The sequence below is a fragment of the Pandoraea sp. E26 genome (genome assembly GCF_000681415.1).
GTDB classification, from domain to species: domain Bacteria; phylum Pseudomonadota; class Gammaproteobacteria; order Burkholderiales; family Burkholderiaceae; genus Pandoraea; species Pandoraea pnomenusa.
The window spans coordinates 126796-152594 of sequence record NZ_AYXJ01000002.1; the positions used below are offsets into that span (position 1 = coordinate 126796).

Below are 25799 nucleotides of genomic sequence, written 5' to 3' on the forward strand. Positions count from 1 at the left end.
GCCCCGCCCGGACGCCATGCCGGCGCGGGGTTTTTTGTCATCGCGCGGAGCGCGCCACGTATTTCGTCTCGCCGTCGTCGTCGTATGAGACTCAGGCGCTCGCCGGGACGGCCCGGGGTATCGGCGGCACGACGCTCGCGTCGTCGATGGGGAAGTGCAGGGCGGCCGCCGCCGCGCCGAGGATCGCCGTCACCGCCCAGATGAGGTTGTAGGAACCGGTGACGTCGAGCACGTAGCCACCCAGCCATGCGCCGAGAAAGGAGCCGACCTGATGGCTCATGAAGCACACGCCGAAGAGCGTGCCGAGATGCCGGGTGCCGAACACCTTGGCCACGAGCCCGCTCGTCAGCGGCACCGTGCCCAGCCAGGTGAGCCCCATGACCGCGGCAAAGATCACCACGCTCGCATCGGTCTTCGGCAGAAGGAAAAACAATGCGATGGCCGCGCCGCGTAGCAGATACAGCCAGCCGAGCACATGGTGCTGGCGATAACGTCCGCCGAGCCAGCCGCACGCCCAGCTCCCGAGCATGTTGAACAGGCCGATCAGTGCAAGTGCCGTGGCGCCCAATCCGATCGGCATGTGGCACATCACCAGATAGCCCGGCAAATGCGTGGCGATGAAGGCCAGCTGAAAGCCGCAGGTGAAAAAGCCGAGCGTGAGTAACTGAAAGCCGCGATGCGTGCGCGCCTGACCGAGCACCTCACGCAGCGACACGTGCTCGCCGTCGTGGTGCGCGGCGGCGGTCGGCGGCGCCGGTACCGCATTGGCGCTTGCCGCGTCCATTCGCGCGTTGCGTCGGTGCAGCGTCATGAGCAGGCCCAGCGGCGCGGCGCAGCACAGGATCAGTGCGAGCACGAAAAGCGACGTCGATACGCCGTAGGTCTGACGCAGCCCTTGGGCGATCGGCACGAGCGCGACCTGGCCAAGCGAGCCGCCCGCGCTGACGAGTCCCATGGCCATGGTGCGCTTCTCGGGCGTGACTGCGCGGCTCACGGCGGGCAGCACCACCCCGAACGTTGTGCAACTGATACCCAGCCCGACGAGCACGCCCAGGCCAATGACCAGCCAAAGACCCGACGGTGCGAGTGCGGCCATGCCGAGCCCGGCGGCGAAGGCCACGGCGCCGAACGCGACCACGGGCGCCGGCCCGAGGCGATCGGCCATCGCACCCGCGAACGGCTGCGCAAATCCCCAGACCAGGTTGTGCAGCGCGATGGCGAACGCGACGAGCGTGACCGGTACGCCGCGATCGTAGGAAAACGGATTGATGAACAGCCCAAAGGTCTGGCGCGTGCCCATGGCGGCACTCAGCACGAGCGCGCCGGCCAGGATGATCAGGGTGACGCGGCCCTGTAGCGAGGGCGATGCGGGAATGGCAGTGTTCGACATGGTGAAGAGTCCTCCTCACCAAAGTCTCGCAATGAAATGCCCGTGTGGCAAAGGAGTTGTGTGTGCAGCCGGGTGAATTTTATTCATCTCGGTGCGTTTGGGCGTGTTCGATCATCCAATCGCGAAACGCCAGGCATTCGGGGTGCGCTTCGATCTCGGGCGCGCAGATCAGCCAATAGGCGCCCTGCGAGGGCGTGGTCACGCCGTGGGCCGGCACCAGCGCACCGCTGACGAGATAGTCGTCGACGAGCGGGCGGCGACCGATCACGACGCCCAGATCCGACTTGGCGGCATCGAAGGCCATTTGAATGCTGTCGAAGCTCAGGCCTCCCCGGGTGTCGAAATCGTCGATTCCGGCGCCTTCGACCCAGACTTGCCAGTCTTCGCTGGCGCTGCTCACGTGAATGCGCGAGGCGCTGCGCAAGTCGAGGTTGCCATCGGCGCTCGCGTGTCTGGCCAGATACGCCGGGCTGCACACGGGCACGAACCGTTCGCCAAAGAGCCGATGCCATGCATCGCTGGCTACCGGTGCGCGTGAGAGGCGAATGGCGAAGTCGAAGCCATCGGCAGGGAAACCGACCTGGCGGCGCGAGGTGTCGACCGTAATGTCCACGCCAGGCATTCTCTGCAGAAAGCCGCTCAGGCGCGGCAACAGCCATCGCGAGGCCAGGGTGGGCGCGCACGTGATCGCGATGGCGCGAGACGCGTCGGGCGTCGGCAGGCGCCGCGTGCCCGTCAGCAATAGCGAGAACGCTTCGGTGACATACGCGAGATAGTCGACGCCTTCGGGGGTGAGCGTCAGCCCCTGCGGCGAGCGCGTGAATAGCGCGACGCCCAGCGTCTGCTCCAGTCCGACGATGCCGTGGCTCACCGCACTCGGCGTGAGGTGCAGTTCGGCGGCGGCGCGCTTGAAGCTCTGGTGACGTCCCGCGGCTTCAAACAGGCGCAGGGCGGACAGCGGTGGCAGGCGAGGCGGCATCGGCGGAGCGGGTGGCGGCGCGACGCACCGCGGGCGTTGTTCGGATGGTGTCGATTCTCGCATGACGCGCGGCGGCATGCTGACCGGGGAGGCGGGGTGGCAACTGTCATGGCCGGCGGCCGGTACAGGCCCGTCCGGAATCGGCGAACTGTACCGGGTGCGCGGCGTCGCGCTTGCCTATGCTGTGACTCCGCGAACGCGCAAGCCCACGACTGAGGCCGCGCCGGCGCGGGTATCCATTGCATTCGACCATGACGACCGAACAACTGCTGGCCTTCTGTGCCTTCGCCGTGATCACGTTGGTGACGCCGGGACCCAACAACATGATGATTCTCGCCTCGGGGCTGAATTACGGCTTCGTGCGCACATTGCCGCATCTGGCCGGCATTGCCTTCGGCTTTGCGCTGATGGTGTTCCTCACCGGCGCCGGGCTGCGCTCGGTGTTCCTGCAATTCCCCGTGATTCACACCGTGCTGAAATATGTGGGGGCCGCGTATCTGCTGTGGCTGGCGTGGCATCTTGCGCGCTCCGGTCCGATGGACGGTGCGAGGCGCGCCCGCGAGCGTCCGATGGGGTTCGTCGGCGCGGCGGCGTTCCAGTGGGTCAACCCGAAGGCCTGGGTCATGGCCGTGGGGGCGATCAGCACCTATTTGCCGAATGCATCGCACTTGCCCGACGTGGCGGCGCTCGCCTTGATCTACGGCGTGCTCGGCGCGCCATGTATCGGTGTGTGGGCCGGGTTCGGCGTGGCGATGCGCCGGGTGCTCACCGATGCGCGCTCGGTACGGATTTTCAACGGCTTCGCCGCCGCCTTGCTCGTGGCGTCGCTCTACCCGATCTTGTTCGAGTGAGCCGGCGGGCCGACGCGGATGAGGGCGCAAGAACGTGCGACAGGGGGGCCGCGCATCACAATTGCATACGGGCACTCCATCGTTATACTGACGATTCTTGCGGCTTCCCCCCCAACGTGAGGTATCGCCATGCCCCGCACGCTCGCCAGAACCCTGCCGTGTCTTGTCGCCGCCGCGACGCTTGCCCTTTCCCCGCTTTCCGCGCTTGCCTGCACCCGCGTGGTGTATCTCGGCGCGAACGACGACGTGATCACCGCGCGCTCCATGGACTGGAAGCTCGATGTCGCGACCAATCTCTACGTGCTGCCTCGCGGCATCGCGCGCAACGGCGAGGCCGGACCCAACTCGATTCGCTGGACCGCGAAGTACGGCAGTGTGGTGGCGACCGGCTACGACGTGTCGACGACCGACGGCGTCAACGAGAAAGGGCTGTCCGCGCAGTTGCTCTGGCTGGTGGAGTCGCAATATCCGAAGTTCGACCGCAACGCGAAGCCGGGGCTGACCATCGCCGCATGGGCGCAGTACGTGCTCGACAACTTCGCCACGGTGGACGAGGCGGTCAAGGCGCTCGAGAAGGAGCCGTTCACCGTGGTGACGGCCAACGTGCCTGGCGAGGACCGTCTCACGACGCTGCATTTGTCGATGTCGGACAAGACGGGCGACAGCGCGATCGTCGAATACATCAACGGCCGGCAGGTGATTCACCACGGGCGGCAGTATCAGGTGATGACCAATTCGCCGACGTTCGACGAGCAGCTCGCGCTCAACACCTATTGGAAGCAGATTGGCGGCACGACCTTTCTGCCGGGCACGAATCGCGCGTCGGACCGGTTTGCCCGCGCGTCGTTCTACGTCAATGCGATTCCAAAGAGCGAGGATCCGGTCGAGGCGCTGGCGAGTGTGTTCAGCGTGATTCGCAATGCGTCGGTGCCGTTCGGCATCACCACGCCGGACCAGCCGAACATTTCGTCCACGCGCTGGCGCACGGTCGTCGATCACAAGCGCATGCTGTACTTTTTCGAGTCCGCGCTAACCCCCAACACATTCTGGGTCGATGTGAAGAAGCTGGACTTCGCCGTGGGCGCACCCGTCAAGCGGCTGGACCTGGGCAAGGACCAGCGCAATACGTTCAGCGGCGAGGTCTCCGGCCAGTTCAAGGTGGCGCCGCCGTTCCCGTTCCTCGGGCTGCAGGACGCCAAGTCGAGCTAACACGGGGCACTCGACGCGTCGTCGACGGGCTATGGGGCAACTAACTTTTCCGCGCGACACTTAACCTGTTATCCATTGGCGCATGCACCTGGCATGCGTCACAGCAACGGGAAGAGTTCGTCATGACGGAAAGCAACCAGCACGCGCTGAGCAAGGTGCCCGAGGTAACGCTCGTATTCTGGGTGATCAAAATTGCTGCGACCACCCTGGGGGAGACGGGCGGCGACGCCGTCTCCATGTCGATGAATCTGGGTTATCTGGTGGGGACCGCGATCTTCGCCGTGATATTCGCGGTTGCCGTGACCGCGCAGATCCGGGCGAGGGCGTTTCATCCGCTGCTGTACTGGGCCACGATCATTGCGACGACGACGGTGGGGACGACACTGGCGGACTTCGCCGACCGGTCGTTGGGCATCGGTTACGCTGGCGGATCGGCGATTCTCCTGGCGTTGCTGGGGGCGTCGCTTTGGCTCTGGTACCGGACGACGGGTTCCGTGTCGGTGAGTTCGATCACCACGCCGCGGGCGGAGGCGTTCTACTGGGTGACGATCATGTTCTCCCAGACGCTGGGCACGGCGCTGGGCGACTGGACGGCGGACACGGCCGGGCTGGGATATACCGGCGCGGCGATGGTGTTCGGCGCGTTGCTGCTGATGCTGGTGGCCGCATACTTCTGGACGCGTCTGTCGCGCACCTTCCTGTTCTGGGCGGCATTCATTCTGACGCGTCCGCTGGGGGCCGTGGTGGGGGATTTTCTCGACAAACCGGTCAGCGCCGGCGGACTCGAGTTGAGCCGTTATTCGGCCTCGCTCACCTTGCTGGCATTCATTCTGACCAGCTTGCTGGTGTTTCGTCAGCGGGCGGCAGCAAAGGCGCACTGAACCGCACGGTCCAAGACTTCCGGACGGGCCGGGCGCCCGGCTCGGGGGTGTCGGTCGCACCCGTCACGGCGCCGCGCGCTTACGGTTGCGCCTCGGCGGTCGGCACGGGTTCGCGAGGAACGAACCAGCACATGACGAGGGGCAAAATGACGAGCCCCGCGCCGGTGAAGAACATCGCCGGCGCGCCGAATCGATCCCACAACACACCGGCGATCGCGCTCGCCAGCAGCATGCACAGGCCGCTGGCCAGATTGAAGACGCCAAATGCCGTGCCGCGCAGCGAGGCAGGCGAGGTCTGCGCGATCATTGCCGCCAGAATGCCTTGCGTGAATCCCATATGAAGCCCCCACACCGCGACGCCGACGAACATGGCCGCGATTGATGTGGACGCCCCGAGCAGCAGATCGGCCACGATGAGCAGTACGAGGCCACAGGCGAGCAGGCCCCGTCGGTCGATCCTGTCGGAGAGGATGCCGACCGGATAGGCGGAGGCGGCGTAGGCGAGGCTCATCACGACCATGACCGACGGGATCAGCGCGAGGTCGAGTCCGGTCTGCTGGGCGCGCAGGATAAGAAATGCCTCGCTGAATCGCGCGAGCGTGAAGATGGCCCCGATTGCCACGACGAACCAGTAATGTGCGGAAAATTCGCCAAGCGCCTGCCAGCGAAGCGGCGAGCGAAATCGGCGCGTCTCCGGCGCGTGGTCGTGTTCGCTGACGCCGAACAGGATGAGGGCGACGGCGATGAATGCCGGGATCACGGCGAACCACAGGACGGCGCGGATGTGATCGGCGAACCAGACCATCAGTCCGATCGCCAGAAGCGGGCCGAGAAAGGCGCCGACGGTGTCCATGGACTGGCGCAGTCCGAAGCAGGCACCGCGGATCTCGGCGGGGGCGACGTCCGCGACCAGGGCGTCGCGCGGCGCACCGCGGATGCCTTTGCCGACGCGGTCGAGCAAGCGCGCGGTGACGACGATGGCTGGCGTTCCGGCGAGGGGGAAGAGGGGCTTGGAAACGGCGGCGAGGCCGTAGCCGAGGAGCAGCAGCCCCTTTCGGCGGCCCAGCCAATCGCTGATCGCGCCCGAGAAGACTTTGACGATCATCGCGGTGGCTTCCGCGGCGCCTTCCAGGACACCGAGAGCGGCCACGCTCATGCCCATGGTGGTCACCAGATAGATCGGCAAAAGCGCATGGATCAGCTCGGACGACAAGTCCATGAACAGACTGACGAAGCCGAGCGCCCAGACGGTGCGGGGAATGGCAGGACGTGGGGTGGGCGGGGCCGGATTCACGATCGGGTCGACTCCGATGGCGGGCAGGGGCGCGGTGTACCCATTCTGCCACGACGTGAAGCTATGAGCGCACGGGGGGCGCCTTGCGCGCCGTCGGCAAGCGCTGGCGACGACAAGCGCCGTGAATGCGGACCTTCGCGTCGAGCGTTGACGGGCCCGGCGCTGAAATGAAAACGGGCCCGAAGGCCCGTTTTCAATCGCGATTTGCAACCGTCTTTCGTCTGACGGCCAGGTGTTTGGTGGAGCCGGCGGGGATCGAACCCGCGTCCGCAAGTACTCCACGATCAGTTCTACATACTTAGTTCTGTCATTTGATTTAACCGTATTGTCGCGGACGAACACGCTACGCAACAGCGATCCACTAAGTTTTCGACCTCGGCGTCGTGGCGCCGCCAAGGCTTAACTGACGTGTATGACCTCTGGCGGTATTGCTACCGGTCTTGCGACGCTAGTCCGTCAGTGAACTAGGCAGAGGACGGCGGCCCTTAGGCTGCCAGTGCGAACGTTTCGTCGTTTGCAGTTACGTTTTTTCCCATTGATTAACGAGGTGACGGGTCCTCGGTATGCCCTGAATCGCTTCGCTACCCACGTCGAAACCATGTCGGCCCCGTGGAGTGACCAATTATGACACAAATGGCTCACTTCAGTGCAAAGTCGACCCGCGTCGTCGCCCCCTTGTCCTTGATGCCGTCAGCGTTCAGTTTCGGCGCCACCACGAACAACCGGTCGGACGCAATCTTGCCGTCCAGCCACGATCTCACCCGCTGCGCCCGGCGCTCCGCCAACGCCCGCAGGTCGTCGTCGCCCACCTTGATGTTCGTCTCCATCAGCTTCTCCATCTCGTCGTCCGGCAGCGACTTGGCGAACCCGATCATGTTGCGCGGCTTGGCGAAATCGGCCGCCTTGTAGGCCGCCGTCAGGTACTTGCTGCGCTCCTCGGGACTCACCGTCACGCTGTCCACGTCGATGCTCTCGCCCTTGCCGACCATCGACTTCACCTTCTGCGCCTTGATGGCCCGCTCGACGGCAACGCGACGCAATCCGTCGGTGTCCTTGGCCGGATCCACCCGGCCCTCGATGTCCAGCTTCAGCGCCGTGCGGTCGTTGAGCGCCTTGACCAGCGTTTCCAGACGTTTCTCGCTCTCCGGCGTGAGACGGGCACTGCCCGGCGCGAACTCCACGTAGCCCAGTTCCTGATCGCCACCGCCGAACGCCGACGCCAACAGGCTGAACGGCGCCGTGACCGCCTTGACGATCAGGTTCACGAACGCCCGGAAAATCACACCGCCAAGACTGAACTGCGGATCCTCAAGCGAACCGGAAATCGGGATGTCCACGTCGATCTCGCCGCGCGAATTCTTCAGCAGCGATACTGCCAGCCGCACTGGCAGGTTCGTCGCCGTCGGGCTCTCCACGCGGTCGCCGAATGTCAACTGGTCGATGAAGATGTGGTTGTTCGCCGTGAGCTTCGCCTGGTCGAGCAGATAGTGCACGTCCACCGTCAGCTTGCCCTTTTCGATCGGATAGCCGGCGTACTTGGTGGAATAGGGCGTCAGGTTGGTCAACTCGATGCCGTCGGCCTTGGCGCCCAGATCCACGAACGCCATCGGCGCGAGCGGATTGATCTTGCCGCTGATGTCGATCGGCGCGTTGCGGTTGACCTTGCCCTGCAGGGCAACCTCGGCCGGCTCGGTCGTCGCGGTGCCGAACGCCCCGATGCGCCCGCCGATGTCGGTCAGGTTGGCGGTGTAGTTCGGCTTGACGAAGTTGTCGGTGAAGTTGATGTTGCCGCCCTGCAGCGTAATACGCCCGATATGGACGTCGGCCGGCAGCGCCTTGCCCGTGCCGTAACCCGGGCCGCGCTGCACGGTCGTCTCGCCCGGTTTCTGTTCCTTCTTCTCGACTTCGGTCGGCTGCCCGGCCTCGACCGCCGACGCCGCGGCGTCGAGCGGCGGCCTGGCCGGTGCGCCGTCAAGCGGAATGCCCTCGTTCGCCCGGGTAAGCGAGCGCGGCGCCGCTTGCTTGTTGCCCACCACGTCGGCCAGGTTCAGGCGCCCGTTGGCGTTGATGATCAACCGCGCATAGAAGCGCGACAGCGCAATGCTGCCCAGCTTCACGTTCGGCTTGCCACTGCCCACCGCGAGATTGATCTGCTGCACCGACAGGGCGTTCCAGCGCATGAAGTCGTCCGTCGTGACCTTGTCGAGCAGACGCACATTGCCCAGCGTGGCATCGCCGCGATAGGTCACCTGCGGCGTGTCGCCCTTCATCGCGAACGTCGCGCGCCCATTGCTCGAGAGCAGGGCGCTGGCAATACTGGCATTGAGCTCGTCGCTCATGTACGAGTCGAACGCGGCGAGGTCGAGCTGCTGGGTTTTGACCTGCAGATCGCCCGAGAGCGGCTGTGGCGTGACGTTGCCCGAGGCGTTGAGCGTGCCCTTCTTGTTGAGGGTGCCCGCGACTTCGAGCTGCAAGGGCTTGCCCATGTCCTGCGACGCGCCGTGCACCGTGACATTGAGCGGCGCAAACCGCGCATTGATCGGACGGCCTTTGACGGCGCGATCCTCGAAGCCGATGCTCGCATTGTCCAGCACCACCTTGCCGACCTTCCACTGCCAGCCACTCGCGGCTGTCGCGCCCGAGCCGCCCGCCTTGGCAGACGTCTTGCGCCCACGCTCCGTACCGACGCGGGCATCGACACCCTTGCCGGTGCCCGTGGGGGCCTTCGGCTTTCCGTCGCCGGTCAACGCCAGCAGGTTGATCTTGCCGTCCTTGTCGCGGCGAGCGGACACGTCGAGTCCGCTCACCGTGACGTCGTCGAGCACGGCCTGCCGCGCCCCGAGATCGAAATGGGAGAGCTTCGCCTGCGCCTTGGCCAACCGCAACGGTGCGTCGCCCTTGATGCCGGTGAGCCATTCGACCTTCTCGAGCGTCGCCGTGGCGGGCGAAATCTGGACGTTCGGCTGCTTGTCGGGCGCGAACGCCGCAGTGAACCTGGCCTGCGCGCCGACGGTGCCGCTCTTCAGGTCGCCGGCCAGAGCGCCCTGCGCGAAGGGCAGCAAGGGAGCAAGGGCGATGGCCTCGGCGTCGAGCTCACCGCTGGCGTTGTACGCCGGCAGGCTGAACTGGCCGTGCGCCTTCAGCGAGCCGCCGCTCTGGAGGCCGAGCGACGCGTCGTAGGTGGCCGGATCCTTGCCCAGCGTCGAGAACTGCTTCACGCCGATCTGGATGTTCTCGAGCGCGAGGTTGGCGGGTTTCGCGCCGCGCTCGTCGGTCAGGCGCAGCTTGCTGTTCACGACCGAGAGTTCGCCCACGAGCAGGTCGAGCGGCGTGGGCTGCTCGGCGGCAATGGCCTTGGCCTGCGCGGCTTCGGCCGCCGAGGCGGGCGTGGCCGGGCGTGCCGTTTGCTCCGCCGCCACCTTGGGCGCCGACTTGGCGGCTTCGCTTGCCTGCGGCGACGCGGCCGCCTGATCGACCGCCTTGCCCACCGCCTTGATCACGGGGCGCTGCGGCGCGAGGGCCTTGGCGACATTGATCGAGCCATCCTTTTCCAGGGTGACCTGCTGGTCGAGCCCGTCGATGCGGACGCTGTCGATGTGATAAATGTTGCTCAGCGGCTCGACCTTGCCAAGCTTCACATCGATCTGCTTGACGGCAACCAGCGGCGAACCGTCGGGTTCCGTCACGACCGCGTCCGACAAACCCGCCGTGCCCGTGAGCAGAACGTGATTGCCTGCCTTGTCCCGCGTGAAGCGCAGCTTCAGATCGGTGCTGATCGCGCCGCTCTTGATCTGCGCGGGCACGGTCATGGGCGAATAGCCGAGGTACTTCGGCACGTCGAGCCGGTCGAGCTTGATGTCGACCGTCGATTCGAGCGAGTCGGCGAACGGTTTTGTCTGCCCGGAAATGTGCAGCGGCGAGCCGTCGATGGACGCCTGCAGCAACGGCTGCACGAAGATGTCGGTGTCGGCCGGCAGGTTCGCGATGAACGGCACGCCGATCTGGAGATTGTCGACGACGTGCTTCTCGTTCTGCACGGTGTCGTCGAAGCGCACCGTGCCGTTCCTGATCTGGACGTTGTTCAGTGCAAAGCGCGCCGGCTTGGACGGCTCGGGCGAGGGCGGACCCGCCGTCGCGCGGTCGATGATGTCAGAGAAGTTGAAGCGTTGGGGCGCGGTGCGCACGATATTGATCACCGGCGTATCGACATAGAGCTCGTCGACCACGGGGGCCAGGCGAAACAGCGAGCCCCACGACGCGTTCACACGCAGCATGCCGACGTCCACGAAGGGCTGGCCCGGCGTCTTGTCGCCGATATGCACCTGATGAAGGTCGAGGCGCAGCGTGTACGGGTTGAAGCTCACGTCGCCCACGCTCACCGGCCGTTGCAGGTACGTCGAGAGCTTGTCGACGGCGTAGTGCTTGAGTACCGCAGGCACCGTGAAATAGCCCACGACGCCGAAAACCGCAATGACCGCGGCGGCCCACAGGCCGCCTTTGCGCGCGCGTCGGCGTACGTCGGGGTCGCGCCCGAACGCTTGTGCGCGGGCGACGCCTTGTTGCAGACGGTTGCCGCCCGCGGAGGAATTCGTTGAGGGTTTGCGATCGTTCGCTTGCTCGGCCATGCGGTCTCCCGTAAGCAGCCAGTGAAGCACGCGCCGCGCCACTGGCGCGCGGCGGGACAGACCCGGGACCGGCCGCGACAGCGGACGGGTCCCGGAAGGTCATGACGCGACCGTCAGGCCGGCGGCATGACCAGCGGGGCGATCGCGCCCGCGCGTTCGACGACGGCATCCGCCTGCCATTGGGCAGGTGCGAGCGAGTCGCCGCAGTAACCGTAGGCTGCGGCGACCGTGGCCATGCCGGCCGCCTTGCCCGCCTGAATGTCACGCAGGTCGTCACCGACGTACACGATCCGCGCAGGCGCAATGCCGATGCACTCGGCGGCATACAACAACGGCGCGGGGTGCGGCTTGCTGTGTGGCGTCGTATCGCCCGACACCACGCAGGCAGCGCCGTCGGCGAGGCCGAGCAGCTTCACGAGCGGATCGGTCAGGCGTGCCGCCTTGTTGGTGACGATCCCCCACGGCAGTCCACGCTCGGCCAGCGCGGCGAGCAACGCCGGAATGCCGTCGAACAGTTGGCTGCGCACGCACAGGGCGGCTTCGTAATTGGCAAGGAACGCGTCGCGCAACGACGCAAAGGCGGCATCTTCCGGGGCGACACCGAATGCACTGCCAATCAAACCGCGCGCGCCGTGCGACGCTTGCAGGCGCAGGGTTTCGTAAGGCCCGGGCGGCATGCCGCGGTCGATGCGCACCTTGTTGACGGCCGCAACGAGATCGGGCGCCGTGTCGGCGAGCGTGCCGTCGAGATCGAACAGCACGGCGCGCACGTCGCCGTCGAGCAGTCGCGCCGACGTGCCGTAAGACGAAGCGGAAACCAGGACGGGGGGTTCGAACATATCAGGCGTCACGCGTGCACGCGACCAGGTAATTGACGTCGGTATCGCGATTGATCGCGTAGCGCTTGCTGATCGGATTGTAGGTCAAGCCGCGTAAATCACGGATCGTGAGGCCGCTGGCACGGGCAAACGACGCAAGCTCCGACGGGCGAATGAATTTCGCGTAATCGTGGGTGCCGCGAGGCAGCATGCGCAGGAGGTACTCGGCGCCGACCACGGCCAGCAGCCAGGCTTTCGGATTGCGGTTGAGCGTGGAGAAGAACACATGCCCGCCGGGTTTGACGAGCGTGGCGCATGCCGCCACGATCGACGCGGGCGACGGCACGTGTTCGAGCATTTCCATGCATGTCACCACGTCGTACGTGCCGGCGTCGCGCGCTGCGAGGGCTTCGGCCGAAATTTCTTCGTACTCGATGGAAAGTCCGGCTTCGAGACTGTGCAGATCGGCCACGCCCAGCGCCTTCGTCGACAGGTCGATGCCTTTGACGCGAGCGCCCTGGCGCGCCATCGATTCGGTCAGGATGCCCCCGCCGCAACCGACATCCAGCACGCGTTTGCCCTGAAGCGGCACGTGTTGCTCGATCCAGTCGAGGCGCAACGGGTTGATCTCGTGCAGCGGCTTGAATTCGCTGTGCGGATCCCACCAGCGGTGGGCCAGTTCACTGAATTTGTTGAGTTCTTGCGGATCGGCGTTCATCAATTGCTCGTGGACATTGACGGCTTCGGGCAGGCGGGGAGCCGCGCGGTGGCGCGTGCCCGGTTGCCGGGGGTGCCGGCGCGCCGTCGGGATGGGAGAAGTATAACGAAGTGAGTGCGCCCATGTCCAAAGCGCAAGGCGTGGCGCGGCTTGTCGGAAGACCGTGTCCCGTCGGCACAGGCTCCGTGCGAACGTCCGTTGGACGTTCGCACGGTAGCGCGACGCCGCATCGTCGAATATCGTGAATGTGGCGAATATGGCGTAGACGCCGAACCGCGAGCCGGTCAGGCGGCAGCAGGCAGGTTCGCCAGTACCGCGCCGGGCTCGTGATAGGCGAGGCCGAGCGCATCGGCGACCCCGCGGTTGGTCACCAGGCCGCGCGCCACGTTCAGGCCCGCCAGCAGGTGGGGATCGGCGCGCATGGCGGCGACCGGCCCATGATCGGCCAATTGCAGGATGAATGGCAGCGTCACGTTGTTCAAGGCGAAGGTCGAGGTGCGCGGCACGCCGCCAGGCATGTTGGCCACGCAATAATGGACCACGCCCTCCACGACATAGACCGGATCGGCGTGCGTGGTGGCATGCGACGTTTCGCAGCATCCGCCCTGGTCGATGGCAACGTCGACGATCACGGCGCCCTTGCGCATCAAGCCAAGCATGGCGCGTGTGATCAGCTTGGGCGCGGCGGCTCCGGGGATCAGCACGCCGCCAACCACGAGATCGGCGTCGCGCAAGTGCGTTTCGATGGCGTGCTGCGTCGAATAGACCGTCTGGACGCGCCCGCCGAACTGCGCGCTGATGCGGCGCAGTGCGTCGACCGATTTGTCGATCACCGTGACTTGCGCGCCGATACCGACGGCGACCGTCGCGGCATTGGTCCCCACCACCCCGCCGCCGAGAATGACAACCTTGCCGGCTTCCACGCCCGGCACGCCCGAGAGCAACAGACCAAGCCCGCCGTGGGTCTTCTCCAGCGCGGTGGCGCCGGCCTGGATCGACATGCGTCCCGCGACTTCCGACATGGGCGCGAGCAACGGCAGACCGCCATTGGCGGACGTCACCGTTTCATACGCGATGCATGATGCGCCACTCTGGATGAGGTCGCGGGTCTGCTCCGGGTCGGGAGCGAGGTGAAGGTAGGTGAAGAGCGTGTGGTGAGGACGCAGCCGCGCCCGTTCAACGGCCTGGGGCTCCTTGACTTTGACGATCAGCTCGGCCCGGTCGAAGACGTCGACGGCATTGGCGGCAATGTGTGCACCGGCGGCAGCGTAGACGGTATCGTCCATGCCGATGCCCGCACCGGCTTGCGTCTCGATCCACACCTCGTGCCCGCGTGCCACCACTTCGCGCACGGCTGCGGGCGTCATGCCTACGCGGTATTCGTGGTTCTTGATCTCCTTCGGTACACCGATTTTCATGATGCGTCTCCATTGTTGTGATGTGACGGCAATATGAGCACCTTCACGACCGCACGTGCCCCAAACAAAAACGGCACCCTAAGGTGCCGTTCGTGACATCAGGCGAAGGCCGGTTGGGCCTGCGCATCGGGCGCGCCGCTGTAGCGCGCCACCGACAGATCGTCGGCGAGAATGGCGGGTCGGCGACCTGACATCAGATCGGCCAGCAATTGGCCGGAGCCGCACGACATGGTCCAGCCCAGCGTGCCATGGCCAGTGTTCAGGAACAGATTGCGCAGGGCGGTGGCGCCGACGATCGGCGTGCCGTCCGGCGTCATTGGACGCAGGCCGGTCCAGAACGAGGCTTCGGCCGTGTTGCCGGCGCCCGGATACAGATCGTTGACGACCATCTCCAGCGTGGCGCGGCGCGCGGGATTGAGCGTCTTGTCGTAGCCGACCACTTCAGCCATGCCGCCCACGCGGATGCGGTCGTCGAAGCGGGTCACGGCAATCTTGTACGTTTCGTCGAGCACGGTGGAGACCGGTGCCCGTTGTGCGTCCGCAATCGGTACGGTGATCGAGTAGCCCTTGAGCGGATATACCGGGATGTCGACGATGCCGCGCAGGAACGGCGTGGAATACGAGCCGAGGGCGACCACGTACGCGTCCGCGCGCTGCATCATGCCGGCGCACATCACGCCTTCGATCTTGTCGCCCGCGACCTGCAGGCCGTCGATCGGCATGTCGTAGCGAAACTTCACGCCGAGCGCCTCGGCCATGGCCGCCAGGCGCGTAGTGAACAACTGGCAGTCGCCGGTTTCGTCGTTCGGCAGACGCAGGCCGCCGGTGAGCTTGTGCGACACGGCCGCCAATGCCGGTTCGGCACCCGCGAGCGCCGAGCTGTCCAGCAGTTCGAACGGCACGCCGGCGTCTTGCAGTACGGCAATGTCGCGCGCAGCGTTTGCCAGTTGCGCTTCGGTGCGGAACAGTTGCAGCGTGCCGGCCTGACGGCCTTCATACGGAATACCGGTCTCGGCACGCAACGCGCGGAAGCAGTCGCGGCTGTATTCGGCGATCCGCACCATACGCTCCTTGTTGACGGCGTAACGCTCGGGCGTGCAATTGCGCAGCATCTGGTAAAGCCACTTGAGCTGAGTGAGCGTGCCGTCGGGGCGAATGGCAAGGGGGGCGTGCTTCTGGAACAACCACTTGATGGCCTTCGTCGGAATCCCCGGTGCGGCCCACGGCGACGCGTAGCCGGGTGAAATCTGGCCGGCATTGCCGAAGCTGGTCTCGAGCGCCGGACCCGCCTGGCGATCGAGCACCGTGACGTCGTGCCCGGCCTTTGCCAGGTAGTACGCGCTGGTGACACCGATGACGCCGCTGCCGAGAACGATGACCTTCATTGCGTTGACTCCTGTAAAACCATGGTTATCCAGTAATAATTCGCATGCTATTCTCGGATTCGTAGGTTTAGTTAATGTATATGGTCTGAATTCAGGAAAAAATAATGAGAGTTCAGCAGCAATCGGTCCGAACGCTGGACCGGCTCGACCGGCGCATTCTGACGTTGCTCCAACAGGACGGCCGGATGTCCATGAAAGACCTCTCCGAGCAGGTCGGGCTGTCGATCACGCCGTGCATCGAACGGGTCAAACGAATGGAGCGCGACGGTGTGATCATGGGCTACTTTGCCCGCGTGAATCCGGCGGCGCTTGGCGCGGCATTGCTGGTTTTCGTCGAGATCACGCTCGATCACAAGTCGGGCAACATGTTCGACCAGTTCCGCCGCGAGGTGCTGCGCATTCCGGAGGTGATGGAGTGCCATCTCATCTCGGGGGACTTCGACTATCTGATCAAAGCGCGCATTCGGGAGATGTCGGAATACCGCAAGCTGCTTGGCGACATCCTCCTGCAATTGCCCGGCGCGGTGCAGTCGAAGAGCTACGTTGTGATGGAGGAGATCAAGGAGACGCTGACGATCGCTGTCGAGGAGTGAGCGTGCGTGCTCAGAAGAGCGGCATCTGCGGGTTGGCACGGCTGTCGGCGTGCAAGGCGGGGGGCGCCGGCGGCGGCACCTTGAACTGATCGGTGCGCAGCGGCGGTCTGGCCTGATTGAGCCCCAGCTTGCGCGCGGCAAGATGAAAGCGCTGGCGGATCAGTTCGGCATGCAGGCCGGTTCCCGTCATGCGCTTGCCGAATTCGGCGCTGTTGTGCTTGCCTTCACGCACTTGCTCGATGAGGCTCATCACGTGGCGTGCCCGCATCGGGTAATTCGCCTCCAGCCAGTCGACGAAGACGTCGTGCACCTCGCTCGGCAGTCGCAGCATCACATACCCGGCGTAGGTCGCGCCCGCCTCGGACGCCGTGCTCAGCACGCGCTCGATATCGAAATCTGTCAGCGCCGGCACGATCGGCGCCACGATGACCCCTGTGGGGATTCCCGCATCGGTGAGTTTTCGCACGGCCTCGATCCGGCGCGCCGGCGTGTTGGCGCGCGGCTCCATCCGGCGTGCGATGTCCGCGTCGAGCGTGCCCACCGAAATGAACACCCGGGCCAGTCCACGTTGCGCCATGCGCGACAGGATATCGATGTCACGCGTGACCAGCGCCGATTTGGTAGTGATACCTACCGGATGGCCGAACGTCTCCAGCACCTCGAGCACGCTTCGCGTGATGCGGTACTCGCGCTCGATCGGTTGATACGGATCGGTGTTGGCGCCGAGCGCCAGCATGGCGGGCCGATAGCCGCGCTTGCGCAGCTCGGCGTCGAGCCGATCGGCGGCATTGTGCTTCGCGTACAGGCGGGTTTCGAAGTCGAGTCCCGGCGACAGGCCGAGGTAGGCGTGGGTGGGGCGCGCGAAGCAGTAGGTGCACCCGTGTTCGCAGCCTCGGTAAGGGTTGATCGAGCGATCGAAGGGAATGTCCGCCGACGTGTTGCGCGAGATGATCGTTCTCGCACTTTCGAGCGCGACCTGCGTGACGAATTTGACTTCACATTCCTGGGCGGCGTCCGATTCATGACGGGTTTCGTCGCTCTCCCTGCGGTATTCGGAAAAGCGCGATTCCAGGTTGGCGACGGCGCCTCGGCCCTTGCGTGACGAGGGCGGCGCGAATGAGGAAGCCATGACACCTCTCCTTGATGGCGGTCCAGAACGCGAACGTGCGGCATTCGCGAGGGATGCTTGTCATTATACTGTGTTTTTGTACAGTATTTTGGCGAGGCGACAATGTCGGGAAATCGCGGGGCGAAGGGGTTGTGTCAAGGGCGCCGGGCTTCGGGGACGAACGCGACCCCTTGCCGTGTGGCGCGGGGTGGGGTGGTCCGGTGTGCCTGGCGGCGACTATTCGGCGCTGTCGTGTGGCGTGGGCGCCGCGGCGGCGGGGGGCAGATAAGGTGCGATGGCGCGGGCAATGGCGTCGAGGGCCGCGCCATCGGCGCCGGGGCGCTGGCGGGCGAGACGTATGGCGCGCAGCGTGAGAAGCGAATACAGGGTGGCGTGGTTGCCGCCCATGGAGGCCAGGGCTTCCGTATGCCGCATGACGATGCCCGCGTCGCCGCGCGACACTGGACCGGCGAGCGCGCCAGACAGTCCGCGTTCGCGCGCGGCGTTGAGCGTTCCCATGACGAGCGGCCACATCGCGTCGCGCGCTGCGTCTTCGGGCATGCCGACCGCGTGCCAGAGCTGTGTGGCTTCTTCGAGCAGGCAGAGCAGGAAGCTCGCGGCGTAGTTGGCACCCGCGTGATACCGCATGCGTTCCCCGGCAGGGATGGACAGGGCGCGGCAGCCAATCGCATTCGCCAGCGCGTGCAGCGCATCATTGAGCGGGCCCTCGGCCTCGATCGTGATGGTGCTGCCGGACAGGCGCGTGGCGTCGTCGTCGAGGCCGGCGAAGAGGAACAGGGGGTGAAAGCCGCCAATCTCAGCGCCGTGGCGCGCCGCTGGGGCCAGCAGTGCAACTTCCGACGCCCCGCTGCAATGGACCAGCGCCTGCCCGGCACGAGGCGCGAGATGCGAGGCGCAGGACGCGATGGCGTCGTCGGGCACGGTCAGGAAGACAAGATCGGCGTGCGCGAATACGGCACCCATTGCCTCCGGGCGGTCGATCGCGATCGCGCGGCATCCCGAGGTGGCGTCGGCCACGCGCTTCGCGGCGTCGAGCCGGCGGCTGGCGATCACCGTCACATCGTAGCCCGCGTTCGCCGAGGCGCTCGCGAGTGCTCGGGCCACACGTCCGGCGCCGACGAAGCCGAGTGTCGGCCGGACATTCGGGTTGGGGGTGTGCGGTGTGCTCACGTTGGGCGGTTGCGTAAGTTACTGCGAGAGGCGGTTCGGCGTGTCGTGCGTTTCAAAGTAGGTCTGGAACGCGACAGCAAATCCGACCATCATGAGCATCGCCCCCACGAAAAGCGAGACGGCAACGATGATGACGGCCGTCCATCCCGAACGAGACTTCAGTGGGGTGCCGGTATTGAACTGGGCGTTCCACCGTTCGTCCGGACGAAGTCCGTAGACGATGGCGGCGAGGAACGCCGAGAACAGCGAAATCGCGCCCAGGATCGTCAGTGCCCAGCCCGCGGGAGAACGCAGCTCGCTCGTGACCAAAAGCCCCCAGCCGGCGACACCGCACGCCGATCCCGCGATATGAGCCCAGCCGAAGCGATCGCGCAGACCGTACAAATAGAAGCGATGCAGGCCGAGCGTGCCGAACAGCATCGCCAGGCCGGCGGTCAGGGTTTTGGATTTATAAGCGACTGCGTTCATTTGGAATGGTTATCGGGCAGGCGTTTCGCGGATGACTTCGACCAGCGTCCAGCGCATGTTCGAAGCGTCGGCGGGCGGATTGACGACGGGTTCGCCGTGGATTTTCACGCGGTATTCTACGCCCGGCTTCCAGTCGAATCCATCGATGTGGGCGTACCACAGTTCCCAGGGCGAATTGCCCGAATCGTCGGCGTTGCGCACCCGCAGGCACTTGCGTGGCGCGACGCCGACGCAGTCGGCCATTTGCGAGTCGACGTCGAGCACGCGGTCTTCGGTCCTGGCTGCGCCGCCCGCGCCCGCGACGGTGCGATTGAGCAGCGTCTGGGATGCGTAAGTGAGCTTTTCGCCGTTCGTGGTGGCCAGCGTCAGCTGCGTGCCGCGCCGCTCAAACGTCGTGACCGTGGGCAGGGTCTTCAGATAACGGTCTTCGAACGTCATCGAATCCTGGCAGGCCATTCGGGTCGAAGCCGGCGCCTGGATCGTCAATTGGCCATTGCCGGGCCCGACCTTGTACTGCCCGAAAATGCGGTTGCAGCCGCCAGTGCCGGAAAAGGCGCCCTTGTCATTGAACGTCAGGTTGATCATGCGGCCTTCCGGCAGGCTCGGGAGGTTGGTCGGGCCTTCCCATTTCGTGAGTTGCCACGTGCCGATCAGATCGGCGGCGGTGGTGGCGGCTGCGGTGCCGCCGGACGGTTCCGCTGCCGGATTGGCGCCGCCGCCGCCGGAGGGCGCCGCGCAGCCGGCCAGCAGGGCGGCAGGCACCAGCAGGGTGGCCAGGTAGGTCGCGAACGAGGAGGGCAGGAGCGAGAGTCGGCGTTGGTTCATGATTTTGTATGGGAGTGGTTGCGCGGAGGGCAGGAACGGCGAAGCGGTCACGATGGACCGCGCGTGGCAGGTCCGAACGGCGCCGTGAGTACCGTGAATCGTTGACCCGCCCGGGGGCGGGTCAGTTCCTTCGTGGCCGTTTTGCCGCAAGCGGCGGGCATGTCGATGGTTCGTCATCCGGGCACCTCATGGCTTTCGGTAGGTGATGCGGTAGATCGCGCCGGCGTAGTCGTCGCTGATCAGCAGCGAACCGTCGGGCAACGTCAGAAGGCCAACCGGGCGGCCCCAGACGGTGTCGTCGTCTGCCAGCCAGCCTTGCGCGAACACCTCTTGTTTCGTGACGGCGCCCCTGGCGTCGAGCACCACGCGTACGACGCGATAGCCCACCTTGCGGCTTCGATTCCATGAGCCGTGTTCCGCGATGAAAATACTGCCGCGATAGTTCTCCGGGAATTGCCTGCCTGTATAGAAGCGCATGCCGAGGGCGGCCACATGCGGCCCCAGTCTGGCCATCGGCGGAGTGAAGGCCTCACACGTTCTCATGCGTCCGAATTCGGGATCGGCGACATCCCCCGCATGACAGTATGGATAGCCGAAATGCTCGCCGGCGCGCGTGAGCCGGTTCAGTTCGTCGTCCGGGACATCGTCGCCCATTTCATCGCGGCCGTTGTCGGTGAACCAGAGCGTGTTCGTGCCGGGTTGCCAGTCGAAGCCCACGGTATTGCGTACGCCACGGGCAATGACCCGCCAGTCGCTGCCATCCGGTTTCATACTGCCGATCATGGCGTAGCGGTTCTCGTCGCGCCTGCAACTGTTGCACGGCGCACCGACGCCGACATACAGGCGTTTATCCGGGCCAAAGGCGATATAGCGCCATCCATGGTGGGTGTCGGTCGGCAACTTGTCGAAGACAACCACCGGCTTCGGCGGATTGTCGAGGCGATTTTCGATGTCGTCGAACTTGAGGATGCGTGACACCGCAGAGACATACAGCGCGCCATTGCGCATGGCGACGCCCACGGGCATGTTCAGTCCCGAGGCGATGGTCCTGACCTTGGCAGCATAGGCGCGCGACGGATCGAGTGTGATGGCGTACACCTTGCCTTGTCCTCGGCTGCCGACGAAGAGCGTGCCCTTCGGTCCGAGCGACATGCCGCGCGCTCCGGGAACCTGATCGGAGAGCACCTCGACGTAAAAACCCGGTGGGAGGGCCAGACGTTCGATGGGGAGGGCGTCGCGAGCGTTCGAAAGCGAGGGGGCCAGCGCGAATATGACACTGGCCAATAGATAGGTCGGGGATGCGTGGCGGACGCGTCCGGCGATCTGCCCTGCAAGCCGTGCCAGCCATGTCGCCGTCGGGGTGCGCCGGACGCGGTGCCGTCCATCGGGAATTCGTCGCATGCCGGACTCGCTTCGCTCAAAGGATGGATGCATTGTAGACCAGCGCCTGCGGCGGCCAGCATCGCCGTCCCAAGGGCCCTGGGGGGAGCGCGCGACGCGCCCAATCGGGACGGGGCTGGGCGCCGGGCATCCGGTGCCTGGGGAAGTGTTTGTTTTGACGAGGGTTTTGCGCTATAATCACGCGTTTTCTGTCCGAACACTTCTGGATTCACAAGGATTTATCATGGTCGTTATCCGCCTTGCTCGCGGCGGCGCGAAGAAGCGCCCGTTCTACAACATCGTTGCAACCGACTCGCGTAATCGTCGCGATGGTCGCTTCATCGAGCGTATTGGCTTCTACAACCCGGTCGCTGCCGAAGGCACGGAAGGTCTGCGTATTGCTCAGGACCGTCTGACGTACTGGCAAGGCGTTGGCGCACAACTGTCGCCGACCGTGGCTCGTCTGATCAAGCAAGGCGCCAAGGCTGCTGCCTGAGCGTTGCGCTGATCAAGCTGTACGCATTGCTGTCGGCGTGCCGATGGCATGAGAATTGAACGGCGGTGCCTGCTCCCGAGTGATCCGGAGCGGGCATCGCCGTGTGTTCGTCACAACGTTGGATTGGCATGGTTCGTTCTGCCCGACCCGCGCGAGAGCGCGTACCGCTGAAAATCGGTGCCGAGGCACGACGTGCCGCCGGCACACGCGCCGAACAGGTGCTTGCCCCGGTGACCGACGCGCCCGACGATCTCGTCGAGCTGGGTTACATCGGCGACGCCTATGGCATTCGCGGCTGGATCAAGGTGCAGCCGCATACGGGCGAGGGCGAGAGCCTGTTGTCCGCGGATTGCTGGTATTTTCGCCGCCCCGGCGAATCGACCTATACGAAGGCCGATGTGATGTTTAGCCGGGCGCACTCCGGAACCGTCGTCGCGCAGCTTCGCGGCAGCGACAACCGGACGGCTGCCGAAGCGCTCAAGGGGCTTCAGGTCTGGGTGCCGCGCAGTGCATTTCCGAGTGCGGGCGACGACGAGTTTTACTGGGTCGACCTGATCGGCGCCCAGGTCACGAATTTGCAGGACGAATCGCTTGGCAAGGTCGTCGGGTTGCTCGACAACGGCGTGCACACGGTGTTGCGGGTCGCCTATGAGAGTCCGGCCGCCGACGACAAACCGGCGAAGACTGCCGAGCGTCTGATCCCGTTCGTCGGCCAGTATGTGCAGACCGTGGATGTCGACGCGGGGCGCATCGTGGTCGACTGGGGTCTCGATTACTGAATTACCGATTGATCGCCCGGCCGCAGTTGCGTCCGGGCAACTCTGGACGGAACCGGTCTGATGCAGTTTGACGTCGTCACGCTCTTTCCCGAGATGTTTCGGGCGCTGACCGACTGGGGCGTCACCAGCCGGGCGCTGAAGCAGTCGCGCTACGGTCTGCGGTTTTGGAATCCGCGTGATTTCACGCACAACAATTACCGCACGATCGACGATCGGCCCTATGGCGGCGGCCCCGGCATGGTGATGCTGGCCAAGCCGCTCGACGACGCGATCGCCGCCGCGAAGGCCGCGCAAGCCGAAGCCGGCGTACCGCGCGCGCGGGTGCTGCTGATGTCGCCGCAGGGCAAGCCGCTGACGCATCGTCGCGTAGTCGAGTTCAGCGAGCAGGAGCAGGGACTGATCCTGCTTTGCGGACGTTACGAAGCCATCGATCAGCGTTTGATCGATCGTGTGGTGGACGAGGAAGTCAGCGTCGGCGACTTCGTGCTGTCCGGCGGTGAGCTGCCTGCGATGGCGCTGATGGATTCGGTGATCCGGCTCCTGCCGGGCGCACTGAACGACGAGCAGTCGGCGCAGCAGGATAGTTTCGTCAACGGCTTGCTGGATTGTCCGCACTACACGCGTCCGGAAGAGTACGAAGGTGTGCGGGTGCCCGATGTGTTACTGGGCGGGCACCATGCCGAGATCGAGAAGTGGCGGCGCCGCGAGGCGTTGACCAATACCTGGCGCAAACGCCCCGACCTGATCGAGAGCGCGCGTGCCAACGGATTGTTGAGTCGTGCCGATGAGGCATGGCTTGCAAGCCTGAAGGCCGATGCGAATGATGCGTCGGCCGGCTAGGCAGCGGGTGTCGTCATGGGGACGGCATTCGGTTTGAACCCATCCTCTGTCGGGGCCGGCATTGCCGGTATGGAACGCCGATACGATGGCACTAGGAGTGGTAAATGAATCTGATCGCCAAGATCGAGCAGGAAGAAATCGCGCGTTTGACCGCGAACAAGACGATCCCCGAATTCGCCCCGGGCGACACCGTGATCGTCAACGTGAACGTGGTTGAAGGTAACCGCAAGCGCGTTCAGGCATACGAAGGCGTTGTGATCGCCAAGCGTAACCGTGGCCTGAACTCGGGCTTCATCGTGCGCAAGATTTCGTCGGGTGAAGGCGTTGAGCGTACGTTCCAAACGTACTCGCCGCTGATCGCCAGCATCGAAGTCAAGCGTCGTGGTGACGTTCGTCGCGCCAAGCTGTACTACCTGCGCGAGCGTTCGGGCAAGTCGGCACGTATCAAGGAAAAGCTCTCGTTCAAGAGCAAGCCTGCTGCCGCCGAGTAAGCCGGACGCCGCTACGCCCGGCAACCTCGTGGTCGGGCGCAGCCAAAGCCGCATGGAAAAAGCACCCTTCGGGGTGCTTTTTTCGTCGTGGGCCCGACATTGAGACATTGCGTTGATGCGGCGCTGCGTCATGACGGGGGTATGCGAGGAATTGCCATGCAATTGGCATTTTCTTCGCGTGCACGCATTTTTTGCTTCCTCGCTAGAATAGCGACGTTGCTCATCTTTCAAAGGTCTACGTGGCGCCACCTCTCATCCTGCATCCAGAAGCGTTACCCATCGTCTCGACGGGCGAGGGTGAGCCGGTGCCGGCGGAGCGGCTGACTCCCGATGCGTTGCGCGACCGTCTTGCCAGTCCACCGGTCTGGACGCCGGAGACCGGCAACATCGAGTTGATTTCCCCGCCGTTGTTCACGCCTCGCGCCGCCGCTGTGCTGGTGCCGATCGTCATGCGCCCGCACGGCACCACCGTGCTGCTCACGCGCCGAACGCAGCACCTGAGTACACATGCCGGACAAGTCAGCTTTCCGGGCGGCAGCCGCGAGCCCGACGATCCGTCGTTGATCGCGACGGCCTTGCGCGAATCGCGCGAGGAAATCGGTCTGGATTCGCGGGCGGTGGAAGTGATCGGGCGTCTGCCGGATTACGTGACGGGGACCGGTTTCCGTGTCGCGCCTGTGGTCGGTCTGGTCAAGCCGCCATTAGATCTGGTGGCGGACGTCGGCGAGGTGGACGAAATCTTCGAGGTGCCGCTCGCATTCCTGATGGATCCGGCGCACCACCAGATTCGTGTCTTCCATTACCAGGTCGGGGAGCGACGTTTTTACGCGATGCCCTATCCCAAGCCTGCCGGGGGGGAGTATTTCATCTGGGGCGCGACGGCTGGCATGCTGCGAAACTTCTATCAGCTTTTGCGGGCCTGACGCGACGTGCGACGCGTTTGCGCGGGTTGTCTGCCTGAAGTTGCCGCGCTGTGCGTCGCCAAGCCGCATGGGACGGGCATTCGCGGCTAGCTGTGCTATCGTTACACCATTCCGTCCGATGATCTGATCGCACGCATGACATTCTTTTCAGTACTCCTCGCGCTGATCCTCGAGCAGGTGCGTGCCCTCTCCACGCAAAACCCGGTCTACAACCTGATTCGCTCCCACGCGACGCACACTTCGCAAACGTTCGATGCCGGGCAACCGCGTCATGGCGTGCTGGCGTGGCTCGTCGTCGTGCTGCCGTTCGTCCTGGTTGTCGCCGTGGTCTACTACCTGCTCATGCGGGTCAACATTTTCCTCGGCTTCGCGTGGAACGTTCTCATCGTATATCTGACGATGGGATTTCGTCAGTTCAGCCACTATTTCACCGACATTCACGTCGCGCTGAACAACGACAATGTGAATGAAGCGCGCGAGATCCTGCGTCAATGGATCGGCATCGACACGGTCGACATGCCGGTCGACGAGATCGTGCGTCACACGCTGCTGCATGCGGTTATCGCGTCGCATCGGCATGTCTTCGGCGTGTTCTTCTGGTTCCTGATGCCCATCGGGCCGGCGGGGGCGGTGCTGTACCGCCTGGCCGAATACCTGTCGCGCCGCTGGACCGAACCGGCGCCAGATCGCAGCCCGGCATTCGGCGCGTTTGCGCGAAAGGCGTTCTACGTCATCGACTGGGTGCCGGCGCGCCTGACTGCCATCGGCTTTGCCATCGTCGGCAATTTCGAAGACGCCATTTACGCGTGGCGACACTATGCCAAGCAATGGCCTAACGAAAACGAAGGCATTCTGCTCGCGGCAGGCAGCGGCGCCCTCGGTGCGCGGCTGACCGGGCCGCTCGCGGAGGTGTCCAGTGTCGACGCGCTCAATCAGGGTGACGACGCGGTCTTGCCGGTGGGGAGCGAATGTACGCCTCGCACGCTTCAGGCTGCCGTGGGGCTCGTGTGGCGCGCCGTGCTGCTATGGATGCTGCTGCTTTTGCTGCTGACGCTTGCCGTTTGGCTTGGCTGATCCGGATAAGCACCGCACCGGACAAAAAACCCCGCAGATGCGGGGTTTTCTGTTTGCTGCGGC

The 25799-nt window shown here is 64.9% G+C and carries 23 protein-coding genes and 1 other RNA gene; 10 read left to right on the forward strand and 14 right to left on the reverse strand.

Annotation, left to right across the window (positions count from 1 at the left end):
* Positions 1 to 91: 91 nt before the first annotated feature.
* Together W930_RS0100605 and W930_RS0100610 are read right to left on the reverse strand one after the other, a co-directional pair.
* Entirely contained in the window at positions 92 to 1390 is a 1299-nt protein-coding gene (locus W930_RS0100605) for an MFS transporter (protein ID WP_023596794.1), read from the reverse strand.
* 79 nt (positions 1391 to 1469) lie between these two features.
* On the reverse strand, positions 1470 to 2369 hold the full coding sequence (locus tag W930_RS0100610; RefSeq protein ID WP_023873666.1) for a LysR substrate-binding domain-containing protein: 900 nt from the start codon (positions 2367 to 2369) through the stop codon (positions 1470 to 1472).
* A 251-nt stretch (positions 2370 to 2620) separates the two neighbouring features.
* Here W930_RS0100610 and W930_RS0100615 point away from each other — a divergent pair, with 251 nt between their 5' ends.
* From W930_RS0100615 to W930_RS0100625, 3 genes are all read left to right on the forward strand, one after another.
* Entirely contained in the window at positions 2621 to 3220 is a 600-nt protein-coding gene (locus tag W930_RS0100615) for a LysE family translocator (protein ID WP_023873668.1), read from the forward strand.
* Between the two features lie 129 nt (positions 3221 to 3349).
* Positions 3350 to 4429, forward strand: a complete 1080-nt coding sequence (locus tag W930_RS0100620) for a linear amide C-N hydrolase (RefSeq protein WP_023596791.1) — start codon at positions 3350 to 3352, stop codon at positions 4427 to 4429.
* Positions 4430 to 4551: 122 nt separating this feature from the next.
* Complete coding sequence (locus tag W930_RS0100625; RefSeq protein ID WP_023596790.1) at positions 4552 to 5310, forward strand: membrane protein; 759 nt, start codon at positions 4552 to 4554, stop codon at positions 5308 to 5310.
* Between the two features lie 79 nt (positions 5311 to 5389).
* Here W930_RS0100625 and W930_RS0100630 read toward each other — a convergent pair whose 3' ends face one another.
* The 7 genes from W930_RS0100630 to W930_RS0100655 form a co-directional block, all read right to left on the reverse strand.
* Entirely contained in the window at positions 5390 to 6604 is a 1215-nt protein-coding gene (locus W930_RS0100630; protein WP_023596789.1) for an MFS transporter, read from the reverse strand.
* 237 nt (positions 6605 to 6841) lie between these two features.
* Positions 6842 to 7213: a transfer-messenger RNA gene (gene ssrA, locus W930_RS29400) on the reverse strand.
* A 29-nt stretch (positions 7214 to 7242) separates the two neighbouring features.
* Positions 7243 to 11229, reverse strand: coding sequence for a DUF748 domain-containing protein (locus W930_RS25465; RefSeq protein WP_024788907.1), 3987 nt, complete (start codon positions 11227 to 11229; stop codon positions 7243 to 7245).
* Between the two features lie 113 nt (positions 11230 to 11342).
* A complete protein-coding gene (locus W930_RS0100640) occupies positions 11343 to 12068 on the reverse strand; it encodes an HAD-IA family hydrolase (RefSeq protein ID WP_023596787.1) in 726 nt (241 codons plus the stop codon).
* Position 12069: 1 nt separating this feature from the next.
* Entirely contained in the window at positions 12070 to 12768 is a 699-nt protein-coding gene (ubiG, locus tag W930_RS0100645; RefSeq protein ID WP_023873764.1) for a bifunctional 2-polyprenyl-6-hydroxyphenol methylase/3-demethylubiquinol 3-O-methyltransferase UbiG, read from the reverse strand.
* 281 nt (positions 12769 to 13049) lie between these two features.
* Complete coding sequence (gene ald / locus W930_RS0100650) at positions 13050 to 14183, reverse strand: alanine dehydrogenase (RefSeq protein ID WP_023873765.1); 1134 nt, start codon at positions 14181 to 14183, stop codon at positions 13050 to 13052.
* Positions 14184 to 14281: 98 nt separating this feature from the next.
* Positions 14282 to 15568, reverse strand: a complete 1287-nt coding sequence (locus W930_RS0100655) for a D-amino acid dehydrogenase (RefSeq protein ID WP_023596784.1) — start codon at positions 15566 to 15568, stop codon at positions 14282 to 14284.
* 104 nt (positions 15569 to 15672) lie between these two features.
* Between W930_RS0100655 and W930_RS0100660 the strand changes: the two genes are divergently transcribed.
* Positions 15673 to 16161, forward strand: coding sequence for an Lrp/AsnC ligand binding domain-containing protein (locus W930_RS0100660; protein WP_023596783.1), 489 nt, complete (start codon positions 15673 to 15675; stop codon positions 16159 to 16161).
* 10 nt (positions 16162 to 16171) lie between these two features.
* On the opposite strand, the gene W930_RS25470 is transcribed toward W930_RS0100660, so the two are convergent.
* The 5 genes from W930_RS25470 to W930_RS25475 form a co-directional block, all read right to left on the reverse strand.
* Positions 16172 to 17290, reverse strand: a complete 1119-nt coding sequence (locus W930_RS25470) for a PA0069 family radical SAM protein (RefSeq protein WP_023873766.1) — start codon at positions 17288 to 17290, stop codon at positions 16172 to 16174.
* A 216-nt stretch (positions 17291 to 17506) separates the two neighbouring features.
* Positions 17507 to 18460 carry a Rossmann-like and DUF2520 domain-containing protein gene (locus W930_RS0100670; protein ID WP_023596781.1) on the reverse strand — a complete coding sequence of 318 codons (954 nt, stop codon included), beginning with the start codon at positions 18458 to 18460 and terminating at the stop codon, positions 17507 to 17509.
* Positions 18461 to 18478: 18 nt separating this feature from the next.
* Positions 18479 to 18928 carry a membrane protein gene (locus W930_RS0100675; protein ID WP_023596780.1) on the reverse strand — a complete coding sequence of 150 codons (450 nt, stop codon included), beginning with the start codon at positions 18926 to 18928 and terminating at the stop codon, positions 18479 to 18481.
* A gap of 9 nt (positions 18929 to 18937) precedes the next feature.
* Positions 18938 to 19753 carry an META and DUF4377 domain-containing protein gene (locus W930_RS0100680; protein WP_023873767.1) on the reverse strand — a complete coding sequence of 272 codons (816 nt, stop codon included), beginning with the start codon at positions 19751 to 19753 and terminating at the stop codon, positions 18938 to 18940.
* Positions 19754 to 19939: 186 nt separating this feature from the next.
* Entirely contained in the window at positions 19940 to 21154 is a 1215-nt protein-coding gene (locus tag W930_RS25475; protein WP_080685392.1) for a sorbosone dehydrogenase family protein, read from the reverse strand.
* Between the two features lie 223 nt (positions 21155 to 21377).
* Here W930_RS25475 and rpsP point away from each other — a divergent pair, with 223 nt between their 5' ends.
* The 6 genes from rpsP (at position 21378) to W930_RS0100715 (ending at position 25736) form a co-directional block, all read left to right on the forward strand.
* Positions 21378 to 21629, forward strand: a complete 252-nt coding sequence (gene rpsP, locus W930_RS0100690) for a 30S ribosomal protein S16 (protein WP_017234865.1) — start codon at positions 21378 to 21380, stop codon at positions 21627 to 21629.
* Positions 21630 to 21757: 128 nt separating this feature from the next.
* The gene (gene rimM, locus W930_RS0100695) at positions 21758 to 22408 is read left to right on the forward strand and encodes a ribosome maturation factor RimM (RefSeq protein ID WP_023596776.1); all 651 of its coding nucleotides are present in this window, start codon (positions 21758 to 21760) and stop codon (positions 22406 to 22408) included.
* A 60-nt stretch (positions 22409 to 22468) separates the two neighbouring features.
* On the forward strand, positions 22469 to 23248 hold the full coding sequence (gene trmD, locus W930_RS0100700; protein ID WP_023596775.1) for a tRNA (guanosine(37)-N1)-methyltransferase TrmD: 780 nt from the start codon (positions 22469 to 22471) through the stop codon (positions 23246 to 23248).
* Between the two features lie 104 nt (positions 23249 to 23352).
* Positions 23353 to 23739: a 50S ribosomal protein L19 gene (rplS, locus tag W930_RS0100705; protein WP_023873771.1), complete on the forward strand. Its 387-nt coding sequence runs from the start codon at positions 23353 to 23355 to the stop codon at positions 23737 to 23739.
* Positions 23740 to 23978: 239 nt separating this feature from the next.
* Positions 23979 to 24662, forward strand: coding sequence for a CoA pyrophosphatase (locus tag W930_RS0100710; protein WP_023596774.1), 684 nt, complete (start codon positions 23979 to 23981; stop codon positions 24660 to 24662).
* Between the two features lie 135 nt (positions 24663 to 24797).
* The gene (locus W930_RS0100715) at positions 24798 to 25736 is read left to right on the forward strand and encodes a CobD/CbiB family protein (RefSeq protein ID WP_023596773.1); all 939 of its coding nucleotides are present in this window, start codon (positions 24798 to 24800) and stop codon (positions 25734 to 25736) included.
* Positions 25737 to 25799: the final 63 nt, after the last annotated feature.

What these genes read in the sequence shown, in the direction of transcription:
- rimM (WP_023596776.1), top strand. Translation starts at nt 21,758, where the DNA reads ATGGTTCGTTCTGCCCGACCCGCGCGAGAGCGCGTACCGCTGAAAATC.
- W930_RS0100605 (WP_023596794.1), bottom strand. Translation starts at nt 1,390, where the DNA reads ATGTCGAACACTGCCATTCCCGCATCGCCCTCGCTACAGGGCCGCGTC.
- W930_RS0100675 (WP_023596780.1), bottom strand. Translation starts at nt 18,928, where the DNA reads ATGAACGCAGTCGCTTATAAATCCAAAACCCTGACCGCCGGCCTGGCG.
- W930_RS25470 (WP_023873766.1), bottom strand. Translation starts at nt 17,290, where the DNA reads ATGGCTTCCTCATTCGCGCCGCCCTCGTCACGCAAGGGCCGAGGCGCC.
- W930_RS0100715 (WP_023596773.1), top strand. Translation starts at nt 24,798, where the DNA reads ATGACATTCTTTTCAGTACTCCTCGCGCTGATCCTCGAGCAGGTGCGT.
- W930_RS0100610 (WP_023873666.1), bottom strand. Translation starts at nt 2,369, where the DNA reads ATGCCGCCTCGCCTGCCACCGCTGTCCGCCCTGCGCCTGTTTGAAGCC.
- ald (WP_023873765.1), bottom strand. Translation starts at nt 14,183, where the DNA reads ATGAAAATCGGTGTACCGAAGGAGATCAAGAACCACGAATACCGCGTA.
- trmD (WP_023596775.1), top strand. Translation starts at nt 22,469, where the DNA reads ATGCAGTTTGACGTCGTCACGCTCTTTCCCGAGATGTTTCGGGCGCTG.
- W930_RS0100615 (WP_023873668.1), top strand. Translation starts at nt 2,621, where the DNA reads ATGACGACCGAACAACTGCTGGCCTTCTGTGCCTTCGCCGTGATCACG.
- rpsP (WP_017234865.1), top strand. Translation starts at nt 21,378, where the DNA reads ATGGTCGTTATCCGCCTTGCTCGCGGCGGCGCGAAGAAGCGCCCGTTC.
- W930_RS0100655 (WP_023596784.1), bottom strand. Translation starts at nt 15,568, where the DNA reads ATGAAGGTCATCGTTCTCGGCAGCGGCGTCATCGGTGTCACCAGCGCG.
- W930_RS0100640 (WP_023596787.1), bottom strand. Translation starts at nt 12,068, where the DNA reads ATGTTCGAACCCCCCGTCCTGGTTTCCGCTTCGTCTTACGGCACGTCG.
- W930_RS0100620 (WP_023596791.1), top strand. Translation starts at nt 3,350, where the DNA reads ATGCCCCGCACGCTCGCCAGAACCCTGCCGTGTCTTGTCGCCGCCGCG.
- W930_RS25465 (WP_024788907.1), bottom strand. Translation starts at nt 11,229, where the DNA reads ATGGCCGAGCAAGCGAACGATCGCAAACCCTCAACGAATTCCTCCGCG.
- W930_RS0100660 (WP_023596783.1), top strand. Translation starts at nt 15,673, where the DNA reads ATGAGAGTTCAGCAGCAATCGGTCCGAACGCTGGACCGGCTCGACCGG.
- W930_RS25475 (WP_080685392.1), bottom strand. Translation starts at nt 21,154, where the DNA reads ATGCGACGAATTCCCGATGGACGGCACCGCGTCCGGCGCACCCCGACG.
- W930_RS0100680 (WP_023873767.1), bottom strand. Translation starts at nt 19,753, where the DNA reads ATGAACCAACGCCGACTCTCGCTCCTGCCCTCCTCGTTCGCGACCTAC.
- W930_RS0100625 (WP_023596790.1), top strand. Translation starts at nt 4,552, where the DNA reads ATGACGGAAAGCAACCAGCACGCGCTGAGCAAGGTGCCCGAGGTAACG.
- rplS (WP_023873771.1), top strand. Translation starts at nt 23,353, where the DNA reads ATGAATCTGATCGCCAAGATCGAGCAGGAAGAAATCGCGCGTTTGACC.